This is a genomic window from Streptomyces sp. NBC_01669 (assembly GCF_026339735.1).
Classification (GTDB): domain Bacteria; phylum Actinomycetota; class Actinomycetes; order Streptomycetales; family Streptomycetaceae; genus Streptomyces; species Streptomyces yanii.
The window spans coordinates 8,697,143-8,718,632 of sequence record NZ_JAPEQG010000001.1 but is presented as its reverse complement, the minus strand read 5'-3'; the positions used below and the strand labels follow the sequence as shown (position 1 = coordinate 8,718,632).

The window sequence follows — 21,490 nt, the reverse complement described above, 5'->3', positions numbered from 1 at the left end:
GTTGAAGGTTGTCGTGAACGGTGCAACGATTCCGGGGAACCGTTCGCCCGCCCTCGGAGGGAACGCCTCGATGGATGACCAGCTCCGCCCCACGGCCGCGACGGTGTTCGACGCTCTCGGTGCCGACTACGAGCGAGCCTTCGCCGGCTCGGCGGCGCACCGGGCCTCGCTGCAACGCCTACTGACCCGACTCGCCCCGCACAGCCGGATCCTGGACGTAGGCAGCGGAACGGGCCGGCCGACCGCACAGAGCCTGGCCGACGCCGGTCATGACGTGTTGGGGGTCGATGTCTCGCCGGTAATGGTGGACCTCGCGGCCCATCAGGTGCCCGGGGCGACCTTCCAGTGCGCCGACATCCGTGAACTGGTGCTGGAGGACGAGAGTTTCGACGCTGTCTGTGTGTACTTCTCGCTCCTGCAGATGTCACGGGCCGAACAGTCGCGGCTGCTGCACCGGCTCGGGCGGTCGCTGAGGCACGGAGGGCACCTGGTCGTGGCGACGGTGCCGCTGGATGTGGAGGATGTCGGCGCTGTATTCATGGGCCAGAAGGTGCACGTGACCAGCTTCGGCGCGGATGAGTTCACCTCGGTGGTGACCGGGGCAGGCCTGGCCGTCGAGTGGGAGCAGAACAGTGTGTTCACCCCGTCCCACCCTGAGGCGGTACCCGAGCCGCACCTCTTCCTGCACTGCGTGCGCCTCTCACGCACGGGGATGATCGACGGATGCTGGTCCGCGCAGAGACGGTGGCCCGGGGCGCGGGGGACCGATGAGGGTGCTCGTCCGCTCGGCCGTCGGAATGGCGGTGGCCCTCCGGCGCGCCGAAGGACGTGGGCGGACGGCACCATGTCGAGTGAAGCGTCGACGAGGACCTGAGACGATGACCTGCGTGGTGAGTCGGATGGGCCGCCCCTATCGCTCAACCCGCCTTCTGCGAAGGTGTGGCATGGCCCTTCCCGGGAAACCCGAGCCGCTGTCCGCTGCCCAGGTCCACGGTTGTCCGAATCACCGCAAGAGCCCTGCCGGTCCGCGGCTGTGACAGCAGCGGACCGGCAGGACCAAGGCAACGATCTACGGAGTCTTGTGACGCTCCGGGTTCCGGGCGTCGAAGACTACGATCTTCCGGTCGAAGTCCGCGTAGAACGTGGCCGCATAGTGGTCATCGGTGATGTTGAGCGTAAAGTCCTCACTCGTCTGCCAGTCGGCGCCCTTCGGCACCTCGGGCCGGATATCCGACAGCACCACTGGCGTACCGGGTTCGGACTTCCATGCGTAGTCCCGCCGCAGTCTCGCGGCGTCACCGTCGCCGAGATGGACCACCCCGGAGACCTGGAAGTCCGAGGGGCCGGGCACCACCGACCGGGCGTCTCCGAGAATCTCTCCCTTCCACACCACCGCCTCGAAGTCACCCAGTTCGGGGAAGTACTCCCGGACAAGCTTCTTGTCCCGCCGAATGCCTTGGTCGGACTTCCGGGCGGCATCGACGCGTGGAGCGCCGGTGCCTGCGGATTCTGCCTGCTGAAGCTCACCGCCGCAGCTGGTCAACAGGCCGCAGACGGCCATAGCGGCAACCGCCGCAACAGCCCGCCCGGCTACTCGCCTACCCGTAAACATCGTTCCCTTCCATGGTGCTGCCCGCCTGTCCGACCGTCCACGTGTGGCACACGCCTCACCGTTTTGCTCACCTGGTACAGGACGCCGTCCGGGTCCTTGACCTGACCACAGGTCACACGGCCGGGACACCGAGGTCGACGACGGTGCATCAGCATCGTCCGTTCGAGACGTCGGTGGCCTCCGCCCGATCGCCACCAATCCACACTGCGCGGATCCGTCGGGTCGTCGGCATGTACGCAGGTCGACTTGAGAGGGACCGCTTTCGGGTGCGCGCGCCCAGATCCGGTCAGTCCCGGGAACTTCCTCGTCGGGCGCTGACGCGGAATGCGAGTGTGACTCAATTGTGCACTGTGCAAGAGATCTTGACGCTTCTTCCGTTCGGTGGGGAGCATGAGGGCTCGCACGCGATCAGTAGACGAACGGGGTGGGGCATGTCGAGGATGACACGACGGATTGCGGGACTGGCGCTCGCGGCAACGGCATCGATGGGTCTGGCGACCGCGGTGGCGAGCCCGGCAGAGGCGGCGAGCGGGACGTACATCGCCACGTACCGGTTCCTGTCCGACTGCCAGAACACCGGCGCGATGTACGTGCACTACGACGGTGCGAGCTCGTACAGCTGCACCGGCAACTACGCGGTGGGGTATTCGCTTTACGTGCAGTACATCGCCTGAGCCGGCGTGAACGGGTCCCGCCCCTCGGGGAGGGGCGGGACCCCGAACGACCGGGTGCAGGGCGCGGCGGCACCCTACCCACGGCGCGGCCGGCGCCCCACCTCTTCCGGCTGTCCCCAGCGCGGTCTTCCAGGGAGGCAAAGCGACTCCACGCGGCCGCTCGTGGACCGCGCGGTGAATCCTGGACCATGCCGGTGCCCACGGCCCCGTGCGCGGGCACCGCATCGGTTCAGCGGCCGCCGGAGACCCTCAGCACCGTACCGGTGGTGTAGGAGGCATCGGCCGACAGCAGCCACGCGATGGCGGCGGCGATCTCGTCCGGTTCGCCGGGCCTGCCGAGCGGGATCTGCGAGGCGGACTTCGCGGGCCGGTCGGGGTCCCCCATCTCGGCATGCATCTCGGTGTTCGTGATGCCGGGGGCGACGGCGTTCACCCTGACACCCATCGGGCCGAGTTCCTTGGACAGGCCGATGGTCAGTGCATCGGTGGCCGCCTTTGTCGCCGCGTAGTGCACATAGTCGCCGGGGCTGCCGAGGGTCGCGGCCGCGGAGGAGACGTTCACGATGGCGCCGGAGCCCAGCGCCGCCATGTCGCGTGCAGCCCTGCGGCAACAGAGCAGGTAACCGAGGAGGTTGACCTCGACCACGCGTCGCAGATCTGCGGTGCGGGCGTCCGAGAGCCGTCCCAGCGGGCCCGTCACACCGGCGTTGTTGACCAGCCCGGTCACCGCGCCGAGTTCGGCCGTCGCCGTGTCGAACAACCGCTCGACGTCGGACTCTTCGGACGTGTCGACCTGAACGGTCACACAGCGTCCTCCCGCCGCGCGCACCGCGTCCGCGGTCTCCTTGGCGGCCGTCGCGTTCTTGACGTATCCCAACACCAGATCGTGCCCGTCAGCTGCCAAGCGGAGGCACGTAGCGGCGCCGATACCCCGGCTTCCCCCCGTGACGATGGTGACCGGACGTGACATGCGCTGCCTCCCGTGGCTTCTGATGCGATGGTGACGCCGTAGCAAGTCGTACCTCAGCGCCGCCCTGCCACCAAAACCCTGCCGCACCGGGCGTAGTTTCGGGCATGGTGCTGGGACGGTCGGATGCGACATGACGCGATGCACGACGTGGACCGCGGACGGTACGACCGTGTGCGGCCCTGCTGGCGGCAGGTGGGGCGTCGTCCATCACGCCGGACGGCGCCGCACGACCGGCCGTTGGAGACGCTCGAAGCGGTACGCAGGTGAGGAGCGGTGGCCCGGCCCCTTGCGGATCGTGCCAAGGCCCACAGCCCGCCTATCGCACCTGCCCCAGGAGCCCTCACATGGATGAACCCGACTGGTACTGCGCCGAAGTCATCCCCCGGAGGATCGAGATCGACGTGGTCGTGGAGACGGCGATGAGCAGCACAACCGGCACCTGCACCTTCACATCGCTGCCGGGGACGGTGTCGCCCGGTTCGTCTCCCGGGACTGACGGACCGCACGGGCTGAGCGAAGTCCCGTGGACAGGGCCATCAGCACTGGGGACAGGGACAGACCGCCGGCGGTCAACAGCAGACCGGTGTCAGTCCCCACCGGCCTGCCGGAAAGCCGCCGAGCACTGAACCGTGGGACGATGCCGGTGTGCTGACGGGGGTACTGGAAGCGATCGACGCCGTGGACTGGGCTGCCGTGCCGGGCCGCGCAGGGTGGTACCGGCCGGGCGACGCCGCGTCCGGGCTGCGCGATCTCGCGTCCGCCGCAGGGCTGGTGGCCGTGGCGGAAGCGGCATCGCGGCTCGCGGGCGGCGGCCTGGTGCACGGCCACAGCGGGGCCGTGTTCCCTGCGGCCGTGATCGCGGCGCCGATCCTCCTGGACATCGTGGAGGCCGGGCACCCGTCGGCCGGACGGGCGGCGCTGGGTCTGCTCGACGAGGCCCTGTCGTCGTACCCGTTCGCCGGGGACACCCGGATCGGCACACCGTACGGCGCGGCGGTCCCGGTCTGCTGTGCACTCGCCGACCACATCCGTGCGCGGCGCGAGCTGCTCGCCGGTCACGGCAGGGCCGGCACGTCGTTGCTCGCCGACGCGGCCGGGCACTGGCGCTTCGTCATCGACGACTGTGTCGGGGCGGGCAGCGGCACGTCGGCCTTCGGGGTGTTGGCGGGCACCGTTCCGGACGGCTCCCACCCCGCCGAACTGCACACCGCCGACGGTGTCACCTGTCTCGATGCGGTCCGGGTCGAATATCCGCCCATGGACGCGAGCTGCGAGGCGTGTCTGCGTGTCGTCGGTGTCCCGCCCGGGGCGCTGCCGGCGGGCGCGGTGGTGTTTCCCGCCGTGTGCGGCGAGCGGGAGCACTGACGAAACGCACCTGCTCAGGCCGGAAGGTGTACGAATCGGACGGTGAGCGAGAGGGTCGCCGACCCCTTGATCATTCCGCCCTTGTTCCAGGTGAGCCCGAAATCGGCACGGTCGACGTCGATCTCGGCGGTCAGGGTGACCGCCGTCGCGGTGGACTCGGTGGTGCGGGCCGAGAAGGCGAGCGGCCGGGTCGTGCCGTGGACGGTGAGCTGTCCGGCCACCTCCACGTTGCCGCGGGCATCGGGGGTGGCGCTTTCGGCGGTGAAGACGAGCGTCGGGTATCGGTCCGTGTCGAAGAAGTCGGCCGAGCGCAGATGGGCATCACGCTTCGCGTGGCCGGTGTCGAGGGAGGTCGCGTCGAGGGTGACGGAGCCATGCGCGGAGCCGTCGGCGCCGACCTCGCCCTCGCCGGTGACGCCGGTGAAAGCGCCCTTGACGTTGACGAGACCCCACATCGTCTTGTGTCGCAGCGCGACGGTGGTCGCGTCCTGGTCCAGGGTCCAGCTGCTGGTGGCGGCCGATTCGGTCGAGGGGGTGGTCTCGGCGGGATTGGTCATGAGATCAGAGCTCTCCAGATAGGTGGCGGCGTTGCGCTTGATTGAAGAGTAAACCTAACGCTGGCAATTAGGTAGCCAGTGAGATATTAGCGCGTTGACGTACTCTTGCAGAGATCACTGCACGTCGGAAGGGTGGGGGACCGGACCCATGGCAGACACCACACCGGCTGAAAAGACGGACGGCTGCCCCAGGGCCGAAGACGCAGCACTACTGCTGCAGTGGAACACCCTGCACAGCGGGCTGCGACGGCTGGGCGATCAGCTGCTGGAGGACGTGGAACGGGCCTCACACTCCGCCTCCTCGTCGGTCCAGGTGCTCTGGTACCTGCTGACGGTGCCTGACCATGCCGCGCCGATGAATCAGCTGTCCCAGCTGATGGGGTTCTCCACCGCCGGTACCACCAAGGTGGTCGACCGGCTGAGCGAGGCGGGCCTGGTGGAGCGAAGGCCCTCCCGGGCCGACCGCCGGGTGACGTACGCCGCCCTCACGCCTGCGGGCCTGGCAGCGGCCGCCGAGGCCTCCACAGCCCTGGCGGCGGCCCTGCGGCGCCGGATGGCGGCGGCCGGGATCAGCGAGGGCCGCTTCGCCGCCATGGCCGGCGACATCGCCCTGCTCGATCCGGCTCCCGGGCCGTGCACGGCGCGGCCGCACACGAAACACCAGGACACGGGGATCAGCGGCGTCGTCTGAGGACCTGGGCCACGCAGGTCACCAGGGGGCACGCGAACGGCCGGCGAAACGCTCTCGGAGGCCGGACAGTCCCCCGCACAGCCGGTCCGAACCGCCCCGAGCCAACTGGACAGTCGTCGTTCGGCGCCGCCTCAGGCCCCCGTCACCCCGTCCAGCCGCTCCCGCACCAGATCGGCGTGGCCGATATGGCGCGCGTACTCCCCGATCATGTGGACGTGCACGAGGCGCAGCGAGAAGACCTCACCGCCGTGGACAAAGGTGTCGTCGAGCGAGGCGTCGGCAATGACGGCGTCCGCCAGTCGACACTCCTCGACCAGGCGCGCATAGTCGTCGGCGGCGCACGCCGGGTCCAGGTTCTCGAAGTCCGCGTCCTTGCCCCTGGCGGGGTCGTACATCGGGTCAAGCGACTGGCCGGCGAAACGCTCGCGGAACCAGGTGCGTTCGACCTTCGCCATATGGCGAAGCAGCCCGAGAAGGGTGAGGTTGGACGGCGGTACGGTCTGTTCGGCAAGCTGCTCACCGTTCAGGCCGGCGCACTTCTGCAGGAGGGTGCTGCGGAACCATGCGAGATATCCCGTGAGCATCTCCCGCTCACCGGCGACGAGGGATCCGGGCTTGCGCGTTGCGTCTGGCGCTGTCCATGTCATCGCCAGATCATGCCCGTCGGCCACCGGATCCTGCCAGCCTTTCACCAGCCGTCAGTACTGTCCGAGGACCAGTCGGTCGTGGCGGAGGTGGTGATGTTCGTGGCCACGCCCACCACCAGGAAGAGGATCAGCAGGGCCTTCCCCGCTCCGCTCATGATCAGCGGCCGGGTGGCGGAGCGAGGCTGCTGCTCGGGTACGGAAAGAGCTTCTTCGCCGAAGAACCCCTTGGGGTAGGCCGGGGTGAGCATCATGAAGTAGGCGTCGAAGCGGAATTCGTACCGGCGTGTCGCGGCCGAGGCCTCGAAGAGGGGCTGGGGCATGCGTCCCAGGATCAGTGTGATCAGCCACCAGATGAAGGACAGCGCCCACCAGCCGGAGGTGGCGAGTCCGGACACCACCGCTGCCGGAATCATCAGGATCAGGCGGAAGAAGACGGCCAGCCGGTTGAGTTCCGTCGGCCGGAGCTCGATCTGGACCGGATAGTCCGGCGGCGGCGTCAAGGCGAACGGCGGATAACGGTCGATCAGCAGCATCGCGCTCGCGCCGACCCGCGTCTGGTAGCCGAGATATCCGGCGAGAAAGCGAAAGACCGGTTCGGGCAGCCGCCCCAGGACCAGGGCGGCGAACCAGCCCGCGATGGTGGTGAAGAAGGCCGCGATGTAGAGGAAGAACAACACGATGAAGTGCGGGATCAGCAGGAACAGCCGCACCAGCACCGTGAGCCGGCGCTGCCTCGCCGGCTCGACGAGGTCGAGCACAGGGAGCCACTCCCCCACGTCCGCTCCCCTGGGGCCCGTCCATCGGGCGTCAGTCATGTCGCTCCTCCTCGGCGGACGATGCGTACGCCATCGGCACCTACGACGTCACCCCACGCTCGGCCCGCCGGTGGGGGCCCGCAATCGGCCACGGGCCGATCGGGTGTCCGAACGGGCCGCGCCGGACCGGGCGGGACCCGGCCATCGGTCGTCCCCCGATGACCGGGTCCGTCGTCATGTGGTCACGTCACTCCAGGAGGTCGGCGTACGCCCCATCGCGAGCCCGAATTCCGCCTGTTCCCAGAACCGATGGCGGGTGAAGAGCCGATGCCGGGCCTCCGCCCGGATACGTCTGGACCCCCGGCCCGGTCCCTGCCGTCATACGTGAACCCGGTCCCTACCGTAGTACGTGAAAGTGCCGCAGGTCGGGTGAGTGACCGTCGCCCGGACCGATTCCCGCGGCCCGCGCCGGAAGGTGTCGACGTACGAAGGCGCGGTCTCGGCCGGTCCGGCCTCACGCTTGCCCGGCGTGTGCCCGTATCCGTGCTGCAATCGAGGGTGGCGGCCTGCGCCGCGGTGCTGTTGGCGACTGCTGCAAGGAGTCGCTCATGCGACACCCCCCACACTTACCGCACCTGCGCAACCTGTTCCGCCTGCGCGGCGCTCGCGTCCAACGGCGAACTCGGGCCCGACGAGATCGACAGGTACAAGTCGGACTACATCGACCCGATCGCCGCGATCCTCGGCAACGCGAAGTACGCGGGCCTGCGCATCGTCACGACGATCGAGATCGACTCGCTGCCGAACCTCGTCACCAACACCGGCAGCCGGGCCACGGCCACCCCCGCGTGCGACACGATGAAGTCCAACGGCAACTACGTGAAGGGCGTCGGCTACGCCCTGAACAAGCTGGGCGACGTCCCGAACGTCTACAACTACATCGACGCCGGTCACCACGGCTGGATCGGCTGGGACGACAACTTCGGCGCATCCGCCGACACCTTCAAGCAGGCGGCGACCGCCGAGGGCGCCACAGTCGACGACGTCGCCGGCTTCATCACCAACACGGCCAACTACAGCGCGCTGAAGGAGAACAATTTCACGATCGACGACTCGGTCAACGGCGTCTCCGTGCGTCAGTCGACGTGGGTCGACTGGAACCGCTACACGGACGAACTGTCCTTCGCCCAGGGCTTCCGGAACAAGCTCGTCTCGGTCGGTTTCGACTCCGGCATCGGCATGTTGATCGACACCTCGCGCAACGGCTGGGGCGGCACCGCCCGGCCCACCGGTCCGGGGGCGACCACCAGCGTCGACACCTACGTGAACGGCGGCCGCTACGACCGGCGTATCCACGTGACTCCTCCCCCTCGTGAACGAGGGGGCTTCTCGCTATGCCGGTGCGGCTTCGCGACGGACCAGCCCGGCCCGTAGAACGTTCAGGGCGCCCACCGTGTCCGCGTGCGCGCTGTGGTCGCACGAGACGCAGTGGAACTTCTCCTGTGTGGGCCGGTTCTCCGCTGCGACGTGCCCGCATTCGGGGCAGGTCCGGGAGGTGTTGCGGGGGTCCACAGCGATCACGTCTCGTCCGGCACTTTCAGCCTTGGCGTGCAGGATCGTCAGGAACACCCCCCATCCGGCATCCGAGATCGAGTGGTTGAGTCCGGCCTTTGCGGCGGCCCTGTTGGGCAGGAAGCTGCCCGGCTGGTCAGGGTCGGGCCTCGGTGCGGGGGCCTTGACCATGTTGCGGATCTTAAGGTCTTCGTGCGCGATGAAGTCGTGTTCGCGGACCAGGCCCAACGCGGTCTTGTGTGCATGATCGAGGCGCTGACGGCGGACCTTTCGGTGCAGGTCCGCAACCTTCTGGACGGCCTTCTTACGCCGGTTGCTGCGGCGCTTGCACCGAGCGACAGCCTGCTGTGCCGCTTCGAGCTTCGCGGCGGCCTTCCGCCCGTGCCGGGGTTCTCGATGAACTCGCCGCCCGAGTCGGCAAGGAAGTTGGCTATGCCCATGTCGATGCCGACCACAGAGCCGGTCGCGGGAAGCGGCTTAGGCGCGGTCTGCTCGGCGGTCAGGATCACGTACCAGCGCTTGCCCTCACGCTTGAGGGACACGGTCTTGACCTTGCCGACCACCGGCCGGTGCTGGTTGACCTTGACGTGCCCGACACCTTGGAAGCGGACGCGGGTGACCGGGTCGTGCGGAGTGGAGTCCCAGCGGCAGCCGTCCCCGTCCTTGGGGAAGTCGACCGTGTCGAACCAGTTCACGCCACGGAAGCGCGGGTAGCCCGGCGTTTCCCCGCCTTGACGCGGCGGAAGAACGCGGCGAATGCCTTGCCGAGACGGCGAAGCGTCGCCTGCTGGGAGGAGAAGGACCACCGGCCCTGACGCTCCGGGTCGTGCACCCGGATCTCCTTGAGCTGCGCGGACTGCATCCCGTACTTGATGCTCGTCTTCGATACGTGCCGGTACGCGTCACGGCGTTCCTGCAAGGCACCGTTGTAGAGGGAGCAGTGATCGCGCAGCATCTCGCCCAGTGCGATCGTCTGGCCCACGGTGGGCCGTATAAGGAACTTGTACGCACGAATCATCCGACCCACCCCCTTCCACGTTGGCTCGCTTGATCATACTACGCTTGGCGTATGTCACCACGCTGGAAACCAAACCCCGATATCCGCACCGGACGGCACGTCACCTACACCCTCCACGCACACTTGGTGTTCGTCACCAAGTACCGGCGTGACATCTTCGATGACGCCATGCTCAAACGGTGCGAGGAGATCATGCGAGAGGTCTGCGCCAGCTTCGAGACAGAGCTACGCGAGTTCAACGGCGAGGCGGATCACGTGCACCTGTTGGTGCACTACCCGCCGAAAGTCGCCCTGTCTAAACTGATCAACTCCCTCAAGGGCGTAAGCTCCCGGTACCTGCGGGCCGAGTACACCGGCCGCATCAACCGGATCGGCATGGGGTCAGTGTTCTGGTCCCGCTCCTACTTCGCAGGATCATGCGGCGGTGCACCGCTCACCGTGATCCGCCAGTACATCGAAGGCCAGAAGCGGCCTATCTGACCGCAACGACAGAGGCGGAGCGAACTCCGGCGCTTCGCGCCTCCGGGCTTAGGACGCGTTTCCCTCCCCGGCTGAAGCCGGGGATACCCACGCAAGAACAGGGATGGGCAACTGGTGCAACCAGTCCGGGGCCGGGCTCGGCGAACGACCGCAGGCCGCCCCCGAGACAGGGATCGACGCCTACGTCTGGATGAAGCCGCCGGGCGAGTCGGACGGCTCCAGCAAGGCGATCCCGAACGATGAGGGCAAGGGATTCGACCGGATGTGCGACCCGACGTACACGGGTAACGCCCGTAACGGAAACAGCATGTCCGGCGCGCTCCCCGACGCCCCGCTCTCCGGGCAGTGGTTCTCCGCCCAGTTCCAGGAGCTCATGAAGAACGCCTACCCAGCGCTCTAGGAACCATGACGGCCGGGTCCGGACGCTCCCCCGCCCGGGCCCGGCTCACCCATCACCGGTCACGGGTCAGCAGCCGGCCGAACAGGGCGCGACCGGAGGCAACCAGCCCGGACGCGCTTCGGCCGGTCGCGGCCCCGCTCCGGGCCTTGGGCTTGGACTTCGGCTTGGACTTCGGCTTGGACTTGGGCTTGGACGTGGAGGTCAGCTTCGACTTGGCTTTGGGCGTCGGCTTGGACTTGGACGTGGACTTCGGCTCGGACCTCGACGCAGGCTTCCGCCTGGACCTCGGCTCGGGACCAGGCTCGACCTTCGGCTGCGCAGCCGCCTCCGCCTTGGTCGTTCCGTTCGCCAGCACGTGATAGCGATGGCTGATCCGCCGCCCCACCAGCAGATATCCGAGCAGCGCACCGCTCGTATTGAGGATCACGTCATCGATATCGAAGGCGCGCCCTGTGACCAGGGCGCCCTGGACGAGTTCGATCACCACCATCACCGTCACTGTCAGCAGGACCATGCGCAGCATCCGGAGCCGGCGCGGCACAAGAATCGGCAGCAGGATGCCGAACGGGACGCCCAGCAGCAGGTTTCCGCCGGCCTGCTTGCAGGCCGCGAGGAAGGTGTAGTCCTCGGCGTACTGCCGCAGCGATCTTCCCGGCCGAAGGTTGGACCGGACGAGGTCCTCCGACGCCGATGACGGGGTCAGCGTCACCTTCGCCAGAGCGAAGGAGAAGGCGGTCAGGGCCACGAGGGCAGCCACCAGCACGAGCGCACGCAGCAGCGTGGCTCCCCACACCCTCCGTCGCCGCTCTGTACGGTTCACCTCTGCAGTCATGGCACCCGGATGCCCTCATCGACCACGGCCACACCTGGGGAACGGCCTTCCATGCCCCAGCGGGCCAGGAAAGGACGGGGCAGGCCCGCTTGACGATCCGCTGTCCCTGTCGGACCCCGAACGGCCGGATTCCGTAGCGTTCCTGGGCAGTGGGCAGGAGTGAGTCCTGTCTCGCCGGCACGCCCCGAACGGTCTTGGGCGCACTGGTCCTCCGCTTTCGCGTCCTGGGCGGCGACGCATGTCCCGTACCGCGCTCCGCCGGCTGACGGGTCCCGGCCGGTTCGAGGAGGTTACGGCGCAGCGCTGCCACCCATGCGTCGTCCACGCCGAGCCGGTCGGCCGCGTAGCCGCGTACGGAGCGTGAGCTGCGGCGGGATCCGCCAGGAAGAAGCGCATGTCGCCGGCGGCGCCCTGCTATCCGCCGACGTGGCGGGAGTTGTGGAATCGCGCGACGTGTGTGTGTCTGTGCACACCACGGAACCCTAGGGTGTCAGGCGTGTCCACTCCCACCGTGCCCATCGGCCGGCCCAGCACGGGCTCCGTGCGCGATCCGCGAAGCGAATGGGTCCTGATACTGCTCTCCGCCGCGTCCGGGGCGGCGGATGCGTTCGTCTTCATCTGCGTCGGCCAGGTCTTCGCCGGGGTGATGACGGGCAATCTGGTACTGCTGGGTGTTTCCGCCGCCGGTGCCGGGGAGGACGGGGTGGCGCTGCATGTCGTGACCGCGCTCGTCGCGTACGGCTGCGGGGTCGCGTGCGGTGCGTGGATGAGTGAGCGGCTGCGGTACCGGCTGTCGGTGATATTGGTGGTCGAGGTGGCGCTACTCGCGGCCGGAGCCGTGGTGTGGGGGCTCGACCTGATCACGTCCGACAGGGACCGGTTGGGGCTGCTGGCGATCATTGCCCTGGCGATGGGGATTCAGGGCCGTATCCGCCCGACGCCGACCAATTACTTCACCGGCACGCTGACCTCCCTCGTCGGCCGCGTGGCGCTGGGTGCGTTGCGCAAGGGGGACGGCTGGGTGATCGGCCGGCTTCTCGCCGTCGTGGCGGGTGCGGCGGTCACGGCATTGACGGTACGGCTCTGGCCGGGCGCCGCAGCCGCGGTTGCGGCGGTGCCGGCGGCAGGTGCGTTGCTGGTCGAGGTGGTACCGGGGCGCGCGTCACGGAGGTGAGGGGCGGACAGGCAGAGAGAAGCCCCGGCCGGATCGGGGGAATCCAGCCGGGGCGGCTCGGGGGTGGGCGCTGTGCGCGTCATCCACACTTAGGTGAACGATAAACCACTGGATTCCCTTCCCTCGAATCCGTAGCGCCCACTGTGACGCGACACACGAGCCTCAGCGTCCGACGGGCGCCGTGGTCCCGTAGCGGCGCCGGAACTGCTCGATCCGGCCCGCCGTGTCCAGCACCCGATGGGTGCCGGTGTAGAAGGGGTGGCTCGCCGACGAGGTCTCCACATCGATGACCGGGTAGCTGGTGCCGTCCTCCCACTCCATGCGCCGGTCGGAGTCGGCGGTCGAGCGGGTCAGGAAGGCGACCCCCGCGGCGCGGTCGCGGAAGACGACCGGACGGGAGACGGGGTGGATGCGGGGCTTCATGCGCGTTCCTTCCTTGCTGCTGCGGAGGGGGCTTGCTACTGCCGGTCGGGCTCGACGGGTCAGCGTTCCTCGCGGAAGAGGACGTGCTGCCCCGCGGCGGGGTCGTACTTGCGCAGCACCAGCCGGTCGGGGTTGTTGCGGCGGCTCTTGCGGGTCACATAGGTCTGTCCGGTACCGGCCGTCGACCTCAGAGTGACGACGGGGCGGGTTTCACTGCGTGCCATGGGCACCTCCGGTCGCTTCCACCGACCCCATTCGCAACTTGTGGGAATGGGTGTCGTTTTCGTTCTGGTGCTGTAACGCGGGTGGGTCCGGTGACATTCCCGCCCCGGACACCGGCGCGCAGCGATGCTTCGGCCCGTACGCGGGCCCGGAAGCCGTGGCCACCATCGCCAGCGCCGCCGAGCGGCTCGGCTTCCACAGCGTGTCCGTCAACGAGCGGCTACTGCTGCCCGCCGGTCCCGACTGGCGCAATGAGGCGCGGCCGCCGGAGTCGTATGTATGGAAGCCGATCGAAATGCTGACGTGGGCCGCGGCGCACACCCGGCGCATCCGACTGACGACCGGCATCGTCAACGCGTTGTTCCAGCCGCCGGTCGTGCCGGCCCGGAGACCGGCCTTCACCGCGACGGGTACACCGACGGCGTACCGGGGGTGACGGGTTCGAGGAGCACATTGCCGTCATACAGGCCTGCTGGGCGCCGGCCCCCGTCCCCCATACGGGCAAGCGGTACACCCGTGCCGGTCGCGACGATCGGGCCGAACCCGTACCGCGGCACACTGCCGCTGCTGATCGACGAAGTGGCCCGCGCCGCCGTGGAACGGGCCGCGCGCCTGGACGCCGGGCTCGTCTGCGGGGTCCTGGACCGGGGCGTGGCCCGCGCCGCTGTCGGCTGGTACCGGGACGCGGGCGGGGCGGGTCCGCTGGTGCTTCGGGTGATGAACGTACGGGAGGAGACACCCCCGATCCCGTCGGCACGTTCCTCGCCGGCCTGCCCGCCGAGATCGAGCAGGCCTCGTCGCTCGGTGCCGACGAGATCCACTGGGATCTCAATCTCGCGAACCTCGCGCCGGAAGCGCAGGTTCAGGTGCTGCAGGAGGTGGCGGGCGCCCATCCGTCGCTCTTCGCGGACGGCACGAAGAGCGACGACGCTCGTTGATCGCTGCGCCCAGCACAGCAACGACTGCCCCCGGAGCCCCTGCACGTCCACAGGGGCTCCTCGCATATGCCTGGACCGGGTGCGGCGCGACCTGCGGGACCCGGCGCACTACGGCGCGCGCGGCGCCGCACACGCCGGATGACTTGCATCAACTCCCTGCGACAGCAAGGCCGTTCGAAGAATCCGCCACCCAGGCAGCCTATGGCATATGCCAGATGCAACAACGTGTCGAGTGTTGCCAAATCGCTTACGGGCTTCCTCAGCCTGTGCCACAGTCGTCATCGGTCACCTTTCAGACCTGGTTGTGCCGTGCCTGTATCGGAGTACGAGATGCCGCCCCATCTGTCCGCGGACCGCCCCGCCCCGCAGCCGCCCGAACGCGATGCCGTCGATGTGCTGATCGACCAGACCCTTCGGCTGCGCGGCGACGTGGACGCGGTACGGCGCGACACCGTCCTGATAGACGAGGACGATCCGCAGCTGCTCTGGCAGCGTGCGCTCTGCGAACTGGCGGTCCATCATCTCGACGATCTCGGCGCGCATCTGGGACAACTGAAGGAAGGTCTGCCGCCGGGGGATGCGGAGCAGCTCGCCGAGGAGCCGGAGGCCGCCCAGGAGAAGCCCTTCGACGAGCCGCAACCCGGTTCATTGCTCAGCCGTGTGGGCAGCGCCGAGTGGAATCTGCTGACCGACGAGGTCAGCTGGTCGGACGAGCTCTTCCAGATCTTCGGCCGGTCCCCACAGGCGGGACCACTGTCGCTGGACGAACTTCCGTCCGTGCTGTTTCCCGAGGATCAGCCGTTGCTCACCTCTCTGGTGACGGCCTGCCTGGTCGACGGGAAGCCGATAGACGGCGAGTTCCGCATTCTGCGGGCCGACGGCCGGATGCGCACCCTGCACATGATGGGCGAGCCCGTCCTCGACGCGGACGGCTGCACCGCCTCCATGTGGGCAGTTCTGCGCGATGTGAGCGAACTGCGCCGCAGCCAGCGCATGGTGGGCCGGACCCGTGAATCGATCCGGCGCCATCAGCACATGGCGCAGACCGAACGACGGATGGCGGTCGAGCTGCAGGAGACCGTGCTGCCCCCGTGGCGCGGCTCGCTTCGCCTCCCGCAACAGGGACCTGGCGCACTGGATGTCGCGTCGCACTATCTGCCTTCGGATTCCAGCGCCCTGATCGGCGGCGACTGGTACGACGCACTGGAGCTGCCCGACGGCAGGACGCTCCTCACGGTCGGCGATCTGACCGGTCATGGCATCCCCGCCACCACAGCCATGGCGATGCTGCTGGGCGCACTGCGCGGCATGGCCGTCGCCGGCATCGAGCCGGGCGCTCTGATGGGCCATCTCAACCAGTTACTCCAATCGTCGGCCCAGCCCGCTCTCGGCAGCGCGGTGTGCTGCCGTTTCGACCCGGCGACCGGCACCCTCGCCTGGTCGCAGGCCGGCCACCCCGCGCCACTGCTCTTCCGCAACGGAGCGGGACGCCCGCTGCCCCCGCCGGACGGGGTCCTGCTCGGTGCCGCGTCCGGGGTCGCGTACGAGCAGGACGAAGTGCACCTGCTGCCCGGTGATGTGCTGGTTCTGCACACCGACGGACTGACCCGCCGAAGTGACCGGGGCGCGGGCCCGGAGGCACTGCTCGGTCTCGCACCGCGCTTCGCCGAGGCCCGTACGGCACAGGAGTGCGTACGTACCGTCGTCGAGGAGTTCGGCGGGACCGAGCGCCTGGACGACGCATGCGTGCTGGTCGCCCGCATCGGGGCGTGAACGCCCGGTAGGCCGCCGGAGCACGAGAGCAGAGCGAAACACGGCACGGCACAGGAACGCAGACGAACGAGACCCTTACGCATGCCGTGCTCGGCGGTGGGTTGTCGGCGCTCCTCCTCTTCGCGGCGTCGGCCGATCAGATCTCCGAACGCCTGGGTCGCTTGATGACCGAACTCTGCGGCATGGCGAGCTCGATCTCCTCGCGCAGGTTCTGGATCTTCGCGTATCCCGCGAACTGGCCGGTGAGCCGGTACATTTCGCGCAGTCGGTCCCAGGTGCGGTGCGAGGAGGTCTCCCCCATCGTCACCAGGGCAAGCCGTGCGTAACGGTCGGCCTGCTCCGGGTCGTCGGCGATGAAGCACGCCGAGGCGAGCGAGATGTAGTCGAAGATCTTGGAGCGCTGGCGCCCGTTGACGCGCAGCTCCAGTGCCTGCTTGGCATGGCGCTGGGCGATGATCGCCGCCGCCGGTTCGTGCTCGGCGAGCGTACGGAACGCCAGCGCCTGCATGCCGTGCAGATCCGCCTCGTCGAACATCTGCATCCAACTGGGCGGCGGGACATCTCCCTTGTCCGATACGAAGAGCTCCTCGGCCTGGCCGAGCGTGCGGCGCATGGCCTGCCCGCGGCCCATGGATGCCTGTGCCCACGCCTCGATGGTGTGAAGCATCGCCTGGGTGCGTGGCAGCACCATGTCCCCTGAACCGGACTTGGCCAGCTTCATCAGGTCCAGGGCGTCCTCGGGACGGCCCAGGTGGACCATCTGACGGGCCGCCCGGGAGAGCGCCTCGCCCGCGCGCGGACGGTCGCCTCCCTCGCGCGCCGCATGGGCGGCGATGACGAAGTACTTCTGGGCGGTGGGTTCCAGACCGATGTCGTGGGACATCCACCCCGCGAGAACAGCGAGGTTGGCGGCGACGCCCCAGAGGCGGCGCTGCAGATGGTCGGGGTGGCGGTAGGCGAGCATGCCGCCCACCTCGTTGAGCTGGCCCACGACGGCCTTGCGCTGGAGTCCGCCGCCCCGGGACGCGTCCCAGGCGCGGAACACCTCGACGGACCGCTCCAGCGCATCGATCTCCTCCGATCCGACGGGGGCGGCCTCGTACCGGTCGAAACCGGCCTGGTCCGCGTAGAGGGGATCGTCGATCCGTGGAGCGTCGGCCGCCAGAACAGGGTCGCTGTGCAGCCAGTCGTGCATGGGGCCGGTGATGGTCGATCCTGCGGCGAGCGCGGCGCCCGCGCTCACCAAGCCGCGTCGGTTGAGCATGAGGTCCATTCCCGTGAATTCGGTGAGGACCGCTGCCGTCCGTTCGGGCGCCCACGGCAGTTCGTCGGGATTGTCCTGCGTCCCGACCTCTCGCCGCTTCCCCACACGCCCGCGCCGGCCGAACCCGAGGTCCTCGATGGTCACGACACGACCGAGCCGCTCGGTGAACAGGGCAGCCAGCACTTCGGGCACGGGATCGCGTGGGGATTCCCCCATGTCGATCCAACGCCTCACCCGCGAGGTGTCGGTGGCCAGCTGCGGATGGCCCATGGCCGCCGCCTGCCGGTTCACCATTCTCGCGAGTTCGCCCTTGGACCAGCCGGCAAGGCCGAACAGGTCAGACAGGCGGGTGTTGGGTTCTCCGGTCACGTCAAGCCCCCAGGTTCTCGGCTGTGTTGACACTAACCCCCTGTCAGATGCGTTGCGACTATTCGCCAGGGTTCGCCAGGGTCCGCCAGATGGTCCGCAACCCGCGATCCGGTGTCAGGTAGGAAAGCGCCACCCCGTCCGGCAGCCCTAGGTACTCCCCAGGGTGCCGAACGGCCGCCGGCCGGGGCGGTGCAGGCAACTTGTCGGCGCACGAAGGGATCTGTCTCGCCCATGTACACAGCATCGTCCTCCGTGTCCGCCCCGCCCCGGCCGCTGCGTCCGCTGGGGGCGGGCGGCGGACCATACCTCGACCGCCGCGCCGCACCGCCGGCTCCCGGCACGGTCCGGCCCCGGAGGCCGGCGGGACCGGGTGCCGGCCCCCTCAGCGGGCGGCTGGACCTGTCCGGCCCGCAGGGTGCACAGCTGAGAATGGCGATCGCCTCGGTGCACCGGATCTGCCCGGAGTTCAATCCGGTCCAGGTGCTGCGGCGCAGCGGGCGTTCGGTACTCATCGTCGGCACAACCGGGCGCACGACGGCGGTCGCCAAGTGTTTACTGGACCACTCTCCCGCATGGTCCGAGCGGTTCCGCCACGAGATAGCGGCATACCGGGCGTTCGTCCGGCACCGCCCGCCGGTCCGGGTACCGCGGCTCATCGCGGCGGATCCCGAGAACTGCACCCTGGTCATCGAGCGAATGCCGGGACGGGTGGCGTCGCTGACGAGGCACCCGACGGAGGCTCCGCCCCGCGCCGATGTGCGGGCCGCGCTCGGCGCGATCAGCCGGGTCAACGCGTGGCGACCGGCCGCGGGGCTCTTCGAGGCCCCGCTGGACTACGCATCCCGCATCGCGCGCTACCACGAGCTGGGGCTCTTCACCGACCGTGATCTGGGTGACCTGCAGAAGCTGCTGCACGGTCTGGCGCATGCGGGCGGCCGCCAGGGCACGGGGCAGTTCTGCCACGGTGACGCCCTGCTCTCCAACATCCTGCTGTCGCCCACGGGTCCGGTGCTGGTGGACTGGGAGCACGCGGGCTGGTACCTGCCGGGGTACGACCTGGCAACGCTGTGGACGGTGCTGGGTGACGCGCCGGTGGCGCGGCGGCAGATCAGCCAGCTGGCGCAGGCGGCAGGGCCTGCGGCGCGGGATGCGTTCCTGGTGAACCTGATGCTCGTCCTGACACGGGAGATCCGTACGTACGAGACGGCGGTGCAGCGGGCCATGAGGGAGGGCGTGGCCACGGTCGGGATTCAGGACCGGCCGGGTGCGCTGCCGTCGGGCGAGGAGCAGCGGCTGCTGCTGCGTCGGCTGCATGACGACTGCGCGATGGCCCGGCGGGCGGTGCGTGCCGCGGTCGGCACTCGTTGACGCTGCGCTGTCCGGGAAATGCCTGCCGCGGGTCCGATGCCGACACAACGGGCCCGCGGGAGGCTGTTGTGCGTGCTGTGCTCTGTCGGACGGGGCGGAGGGTCAGGAGCTCCTGAAGTCGACCGCGTCCACGTCGAAGGAGTTGTTCTGCGGCAAGGTGAAGACGAGGTACAGCTTGTGGGTGCCCTTCAGTTCCTTGACGAGTACGGCCGGGGTGGACCGATAGGTGTCCCAGCCGCCGGTATGGGGAACCGGAGTGGTGGCGAGCAGAGTGCCGTCGGGAGCGTCCGCGCTCGTGGTCATCGTGTCCCAGGGCCGGGTTGACGGTGACCTTGGAACAGTCGACCGGGCCGTCTTCGGGATCCGTGACGGTGACCTTGTACGGGATCTTGTCGCCGAACTCGATGAGTTTGCCGCTGACCGGGAAGTCGATGGTCACCTTGGGGGCGGTGTTCCCGGCGGTGACAGGGATGTTGGCGTAGCCGGACTTGCCGGTGGAGTCGCCGGGCTTGTGGCCCGCGGCCCACTCGATGCCGCCGGGCACGATCAACTGCTCGCAGGTGTACGGGAAGCGGTGTACCGGCGCTCGCATCGCCTGGCCACGCAGCTGTTGCGGATCGAGCCGAGCCGTACGGGGGAGAATGCGGCGGCGGTGGGGGCGGGGATCCTGGCGATCGAGCACGCGTTGTCGCCGCGGCAGGTGGATCGGGAGGTAGCGGGGGGACGGGGGTAGGGGGCGGGGGGCCCGTAGGACGCCCCGCCCCCGGCCCTCACCGCACCGGTACCACATCCACGTCGGACGCCTTCACGAAGGCCACCCGGTGCCCGATCTGCACCGTCACATACTTCTCCTGGCCCTGGAAGTAGGAGTGGTCCAGCGGGTACGACGCATCGATCGTCGGGGCGTAGAAGAACCCGGTCGGCGCCTCGCCCCCGCCGGGATACGACTGCCCGGCCTTGATCGTGTACGGCAGCGGCGTCCCGGCCCGCTTGTCCGCGAAGTCCGCGGGGTACTCGGACTTCTCCGGGTAGGCCACCCCGTACACCGGCACCTCGGTCCGGCCCTCCTTCGGGCGTACGACGTAGCCGGCGGTCGGGACGGTGGTCCGGGTGTGCGCCGGGGTCTGGAACCAGGCCTTCTTGCCGTACCACCAGATCGCCGTCCATCCGGGCGCATGGTCCGCGACGACCGCCTGGTGGGTCGCGCTGATCTTGCTGCCCCAGTCGGCAGCGCAGTTCGTGCCGGGCGAGCCGTCGGTGTGCAGTCCGGGGTCGGAGAAGAGCGGTGCGTCGGTGGAGGGTTCGGTGTGGAGCGGGACGGCACTGCTGCCCTGGACCGGCAGGTCGACGCCCTTCTCGCAGTCGCGGAAGGCCTGCTGGTTGTCCTCGAACCGAGGACTGACGGTGACGAGCGGGCTGCTCTTCGGGGCGCTCGGCACGGTCGTCGGCTTGCCGAGCAGTGCCATGAAGCGGTTCCAGTCCCAGTAGGGACCCGGGTCCCAGTGCATGTTCCTGGTACCGGCCGCACTGGTGGGCGGCACGCCGTCGTGGCCGATGATGTGCTGCCGGTCGAGCGGGATGTCGTACTTGTCGGCGAGGTAACGCACCAGCTTCGCCGTCGAGTTGTACATCTCGGGGGTGTACCACTTCGCACCCTCGACGGCGACCCCCTCCTGCTCGATGCCGATCGAGTGGGTGTTGACGTACCAGTTGCCCGCCTGCCAGGCGACGTCCTTGTCCTTGACCATCTGGGTGACATGACCGTCGCCCGAGCGCACCACGTAGTGGGCGGACGTCTGCTTCAGCGGGTTCTGGAAGATCTTCAGGGTGGTATCGAAGTCTTCCTCGGTGTCATGCAGAACAATGAATTTGATCTTGTTGCTGTGCGGCCGGTCCGCGGTGTCGTAGTTGCCGTACGTCTCCTTGTCGGCCGGATCGCCGGTCTGCTGGTAGGCCGCCGGGACCCAGTCGCAGTCGAGGCCGCGCGGACACTCGGGCCGCACCCCGTCCGCGCCTGCCTGCGCCGCGGGGGTGAGCAGCGCGAGACTCAGGGCGCCGACGGTGGTCAGGGCGAGCGTGAGTCTGGTCCTCTGCTTGGACGTCATGACAACCCTTCTTGGAGCTGTGCGCATGGAAAGTCGTACGTGGTCCGATCTCACTGTTCCGCTATGGGCGCACACTCTGTGACCTGAGGTGATGGCGCGTCAAGAGCGCATCGGGGGTTGCCGGTCGAGCCACTGGACCAGACCACTGGCAGGGTCTCTGACCTGCGACGGGAAAGAGGCAACGGGTTTCTGGCGGTGGGCCGTTACCTGGGTTTTACGCAAGCGGCGGCCAGGCGCCGGAGCGTGTCGCCACCTCCTACCAGGACGCACCTTTTGTGTGA

The 21,490-nt window shown here is 68.7% G+C and carries 20 protein-coding genes and 5 pseudogenes; 11 read left to right on the top strand and 14 right to left on the bottom strand.

Going from position 1 to position 21,490, the window contains the following annotated elements:
- Positions 1-70 precede the first annotated feature (70 nt).
- Positions 71-697, top strand: a pseudogene (locus OG972_RS39045) (class I SAM-dependent methyltransferase); the annotation flags it as partial.
- A gap of 372 nt (positions 698-1,069) precedes the next feature.
- Here OG972_RS39045 and OG972_RS39040 read toward each other — a convergent pair.
- Entirely contained in the window at positions 1,070-1,561 is a 492-nt protein-coding gene (locus tag OG972_RS39040; protein WP_266989648.1) for a hypothetical protein, read from the bottom strand.
- A gap of 491 nt (positions 1,562-2,052) precedes the next feature.
- Between OG972_RS39040 and OG972_RS39035 the strand changes: the two genes are divergently transcribed.
- Positions 2,053-2,286, top strand: coding sequence for a hypothetical protein (locus OG972_RS39035; protein WP_266989646.1), 234 nt, complete (start codon positions 2,053-2,055; stop codon positions 2,284-2,286).
- Between the two features lie 229 nt (positions 2,287-2,515).
- Here the strand turns inward: OG972_RS39035 and OG972_RS39030 are convergent, their stop codons facing one another.
- Complete coding sequence (locus OG972_RS39030; protein ID WP_266989644.1) at positions 2,516-3,256, bottom strand: SDR family oxidoreductase; 741 nt, start codon at positions 3,254-3,256, stop codon at positions 2,516-2,518.
- A 645-nt stretch (positions 3,257-3,901) separates the two neighbouring features.
- On the opposite strand from OG972_RS39030, the gene OG972_RS39025 reads away from it, so the two are divergent.
- Positions 3,902-4,621 carry a hypothetical protein gene (locus OG972_RS39025; RefSeq protein ID WP_266989642.1) on the top strand — a complete coding sequence of 240 codons (720 nt, stop codon included), beginning with the start codon at positions 3,902-3,904 and terminating at the stop codon, positions 4,619-4,621.
- Between the two features lie 14 nt (positions 4,622-4,635).
- Here the strand turns inward: OG972_RS39025 and OG972_RS39020 are convergent, their stop codons facing one another.
- Positions 4,636-5,178 (bottom strand): YceI family protein, encoded by a 543-nt coding sequence (locus OG972_RS39020; protein ID WP_266989640.1) that lies wholly within the window; start codon positions 5,176-5,178, stop codon positions 4,636-4,638.
- 148 nt (positions 5,179-5,326) lie between these two features.
- Between OG972_RS39020 and OG972_RS39015 the strand changes: the two genes are divergently transcribed.
- Positions 5,327-5,869, top strand: a complete 543-nt coding sequence (locus tag OG972_RS39015; protein WP_266989638.1) for a MarR family winged helix-turn-helix transcriptional regulator — start codon at positions 5,327-5,329, stop codon at positions 5,867-5,869.
- A gap of 131 nt (positions 5,870-6,000) precedes the next feature.
- On the opposite strand, the gene OG972_RS39010 is transcribed toward OG972_RS39015, so the two are convergent.
- The 3 genes from OG972_RS39010 to OG972_RS39000 all read right to left on the bottom strand — a co-directional run bounded on the left by OG972_RS39010 (position 6,001) and on the right by OG972_RS39000 (position 7,823).
- Positions 6,001-6,516, bottom strand: a complete 516-nt coding sequence (locus OG972_RS39010) for a DinB family protein (RefSeq protein ID WP_266989636.1) — start codon at positions 6,514-6,516, stop codon at positions 6,001-6,003.
- Between the two features lie 41 nt (positions 6,517-6,557).
- On the bottom strand, positions 6,558-7,331 hold the full coding sequence (locus tag OG972_RS39005) for a DUF4389 domain-containing protein (protein ID WP_266989634.1): 774 nt from the start codon (positions 7,329-7,331) through the stop codon (positions 6,558-6,560).
- Between the two features lie 318 nt (positions 7,332-7,649).
- Complete coding sequence (locus tag OG972_RS39000) at positions 7,650-7,823, bottom strand: glycoside hydrolase family 48 protein (RefSeq protein WP_323135931.1); 174 nt, start codon at positions 7,821-7,823, stop codon at positions 7,650-7,652.
- Positions 7,824-7,925: 102 nt separating this feature from the next.
- Here OG972_RS39000 and OG972_RS38995 point away from each other — a divergent pair.
- Positions 7,926-8,630, top strand: a pseudogene (locus tag OG972_RS38995) (glycoside hydrolase family 6 protein); the annotation flags it as partial.
- 33 nt (positions 8,631-8,663) lie between these two features.
- On the opposite strand, the pseudogene OG972_RS38990 reads toward OG972_RS38995, so the two are convergent.
- Positions 8,664-9,861: pseudogene (locus OG972_RS38990) on the bottom strand (RNA-guided endonuclease InsQ/TnpB family protein).
- Between the two features lie 51 nt (positions 9,862-9,912).
- On the opposite strand from OG972_RS38990, the gene tnpA reads away from it, so the two are divergent.
- Together tnpA and OG972_RS38980 are read left to right on the top strand one after the other, a co-directional pair.
- A complete protein-coding gene (gene tnpA, locus OG972_RS38985) occupies positions 9,913-10,341 on the top strand; it encodes an IS200/IS605 family transposase (RefSeq protein WP_266988239.1) in 429 nt (142 codons plus the stop codon).
- 91 nt (positions 10,342-10,432) lie between these two features.
- Positions 10,433-10,741, top strand: a pseudogene (locus OG972_RS38980) (glycoside hydrolase family 6 protein); the annotation flags it as partial.
- 52 nt (positions 10,742-10,793) lie between these two features.
- Here the strand turns inward: OG972_RS38980 and OG972_RS38975 are convergent.
- Positions 10,794-11,573, bottom strand: a complete 780-nt coding sequence (locus OG972_RS38975; protein WP_266989632.1) for a VanZ family protein — start codon at positions 11,571-11,573, stop codon at positions 10,794-10,796.
- A gap of 496 nt (positions 11,574-12,069) precedes the next feature.
- On the opposite strand from OG972_RS38975, the gene OG972_RS38970 reads away from it, so the two are divergent.
- Positions 12,070-12,747, top strand: a complete 678-nt coding sequence (locus OG972_RS38970; protein ID WP_266989630.1) for a YoaK family protein — start codon at positions 12,070-12,072, stop codon at positions 12,745-12,747.
- Positions 12,748-12,909: 162 nt separating this feature from the next.
- Here OG972_RS38970 and OG972_RS38965 read toward each other — a convergent pair whose 3' ends face one another.
- Positions 12,910-13,170 (bottom strand): type B 50S ribosomal protein L31, encoded by a 261-nt coding sequence (locus OG972_RS38965; RefSeq protein ID WP_266989629.1) that lies wholly within the window; start codon positions 13,168-13,170, stop codon positions 12,910-12,912.
- A gap of 59 nt (positions 13,171-13,229) precedes the next feature.
- Positions 13,230-13,394 (bottom strand): 50S ribosomal protein L33, encoded by a 165-nt coding sequence (rpmG, locus tag OG972_RS38960; protein WP_266989628.1) that lies wholly within the window; start codon positions 13,392-13,394, stop codon positions 13,230-13,232.
- A gap of 50 nt (positions 13,395-13,444) precedes the next feature.
- Between rpmG and OG972_RS38955 the strand changes: the two genes are divergently transcribed.
- A complete protein-coding gene (locus OG972_RS38955; protein ID WP_266989626.1) occupies positions 13,445-13,828 on the top strand; it encodes an LLM class flavin-dependent oxidoreductase in 384 nt (127 codons plus the stop codon).
- On the opposite strand, the gene OG972_RS38950 is transcribed toward OG972_RS38955, so the two are convergent.
- On the bottom strand, positions 13,791-14,381 hold the full coding sequence (locus OG972_RS38950) for a hypothetical protein (RefSeq protein ID WP_266989624.1): 591 nt from the start codon (positions 14,379-14,381) through the stop codon (positions 13,791-13,793). The two genes, OG972_RS38955 and OG972_RS38950, sit on opposite strands and share 38 nt — an antisense overlap.
- A gap of 279 nt (positions 14,382-14,660) precedes the next feature.
- Here OG972_RS38950 and OG972_RS38945 point away from each other — a divergent pair, with 279 nt between their 5' ends.
- The gene (locus OG972_RS38945; RefSeq protein WP_266991001.1) at positions 14,661-16,103 is read left to right on the top strand and encodes a PP2C family protein-serine/threonine phosphatase; all 1,443 of its coding nucleotides are present in this window, start codon (positions 14,661-14,663) and stop codon (positions 16,101-16,103) included.
- Between the two features lie 136 nt (positions 16,104-16,239).
- Here OG972_RS38945 and OG972_RS38940 read toward each other — a convergent pair whose 3' ends face one another.
- A complete protein-coding gene (locus tag OG972_RS38940; protein ID WP_266989621.1) occupies positions 16,240-17,736 on the bottom strand; it encodes a hypothetical protein in 1,497 nt (498 codons plus the stop codon).
- Between the two features lie 231 nt (positions 17,737-17,967).
- Here OG972_RS38940 and OG972_RS38935 point away from each other — a divergent pair, with 231 nt between their 5' ends.
- Positions 17,968-19,104: an aminoglycoside phosphotransferase family protein gene (locus tag OG972_RS38935; RefSeq protein ID WP_266989619.1), complete on the top strand. Its 1,137-nt coding sequence runs from the start codon at positions 17,968-17,970 to the stop codon at positions 19,102-19,104.
- 102 nt (positions 19,105-19,206) lie between these two features.
- Here OG972_RS38935 and OG972_RS38930 read toward each other — a convergent pair.
- A pseudogene (locus tag OG972_RS38930) lies at positions 19,207-19,606 on the bottom strand (carbohydrate-binding protein); the annotation flags it as partial.
- 268 nt (positions 19,607-19,874) lie between these two features.
- Complete coding sequence (locus OG972_RS38925; RefSeq protein WP_266989617.1) at positions 19,875-21,209, bottom strand: N-acetylmuramoyl-L-alanine amidase; 1,335 nt, start codon at positions 21,207-21,209, stop codon at positions 19,875-19,877.
- Positions 21,210-21,490 lie beyond the last annotated feature (281 nt).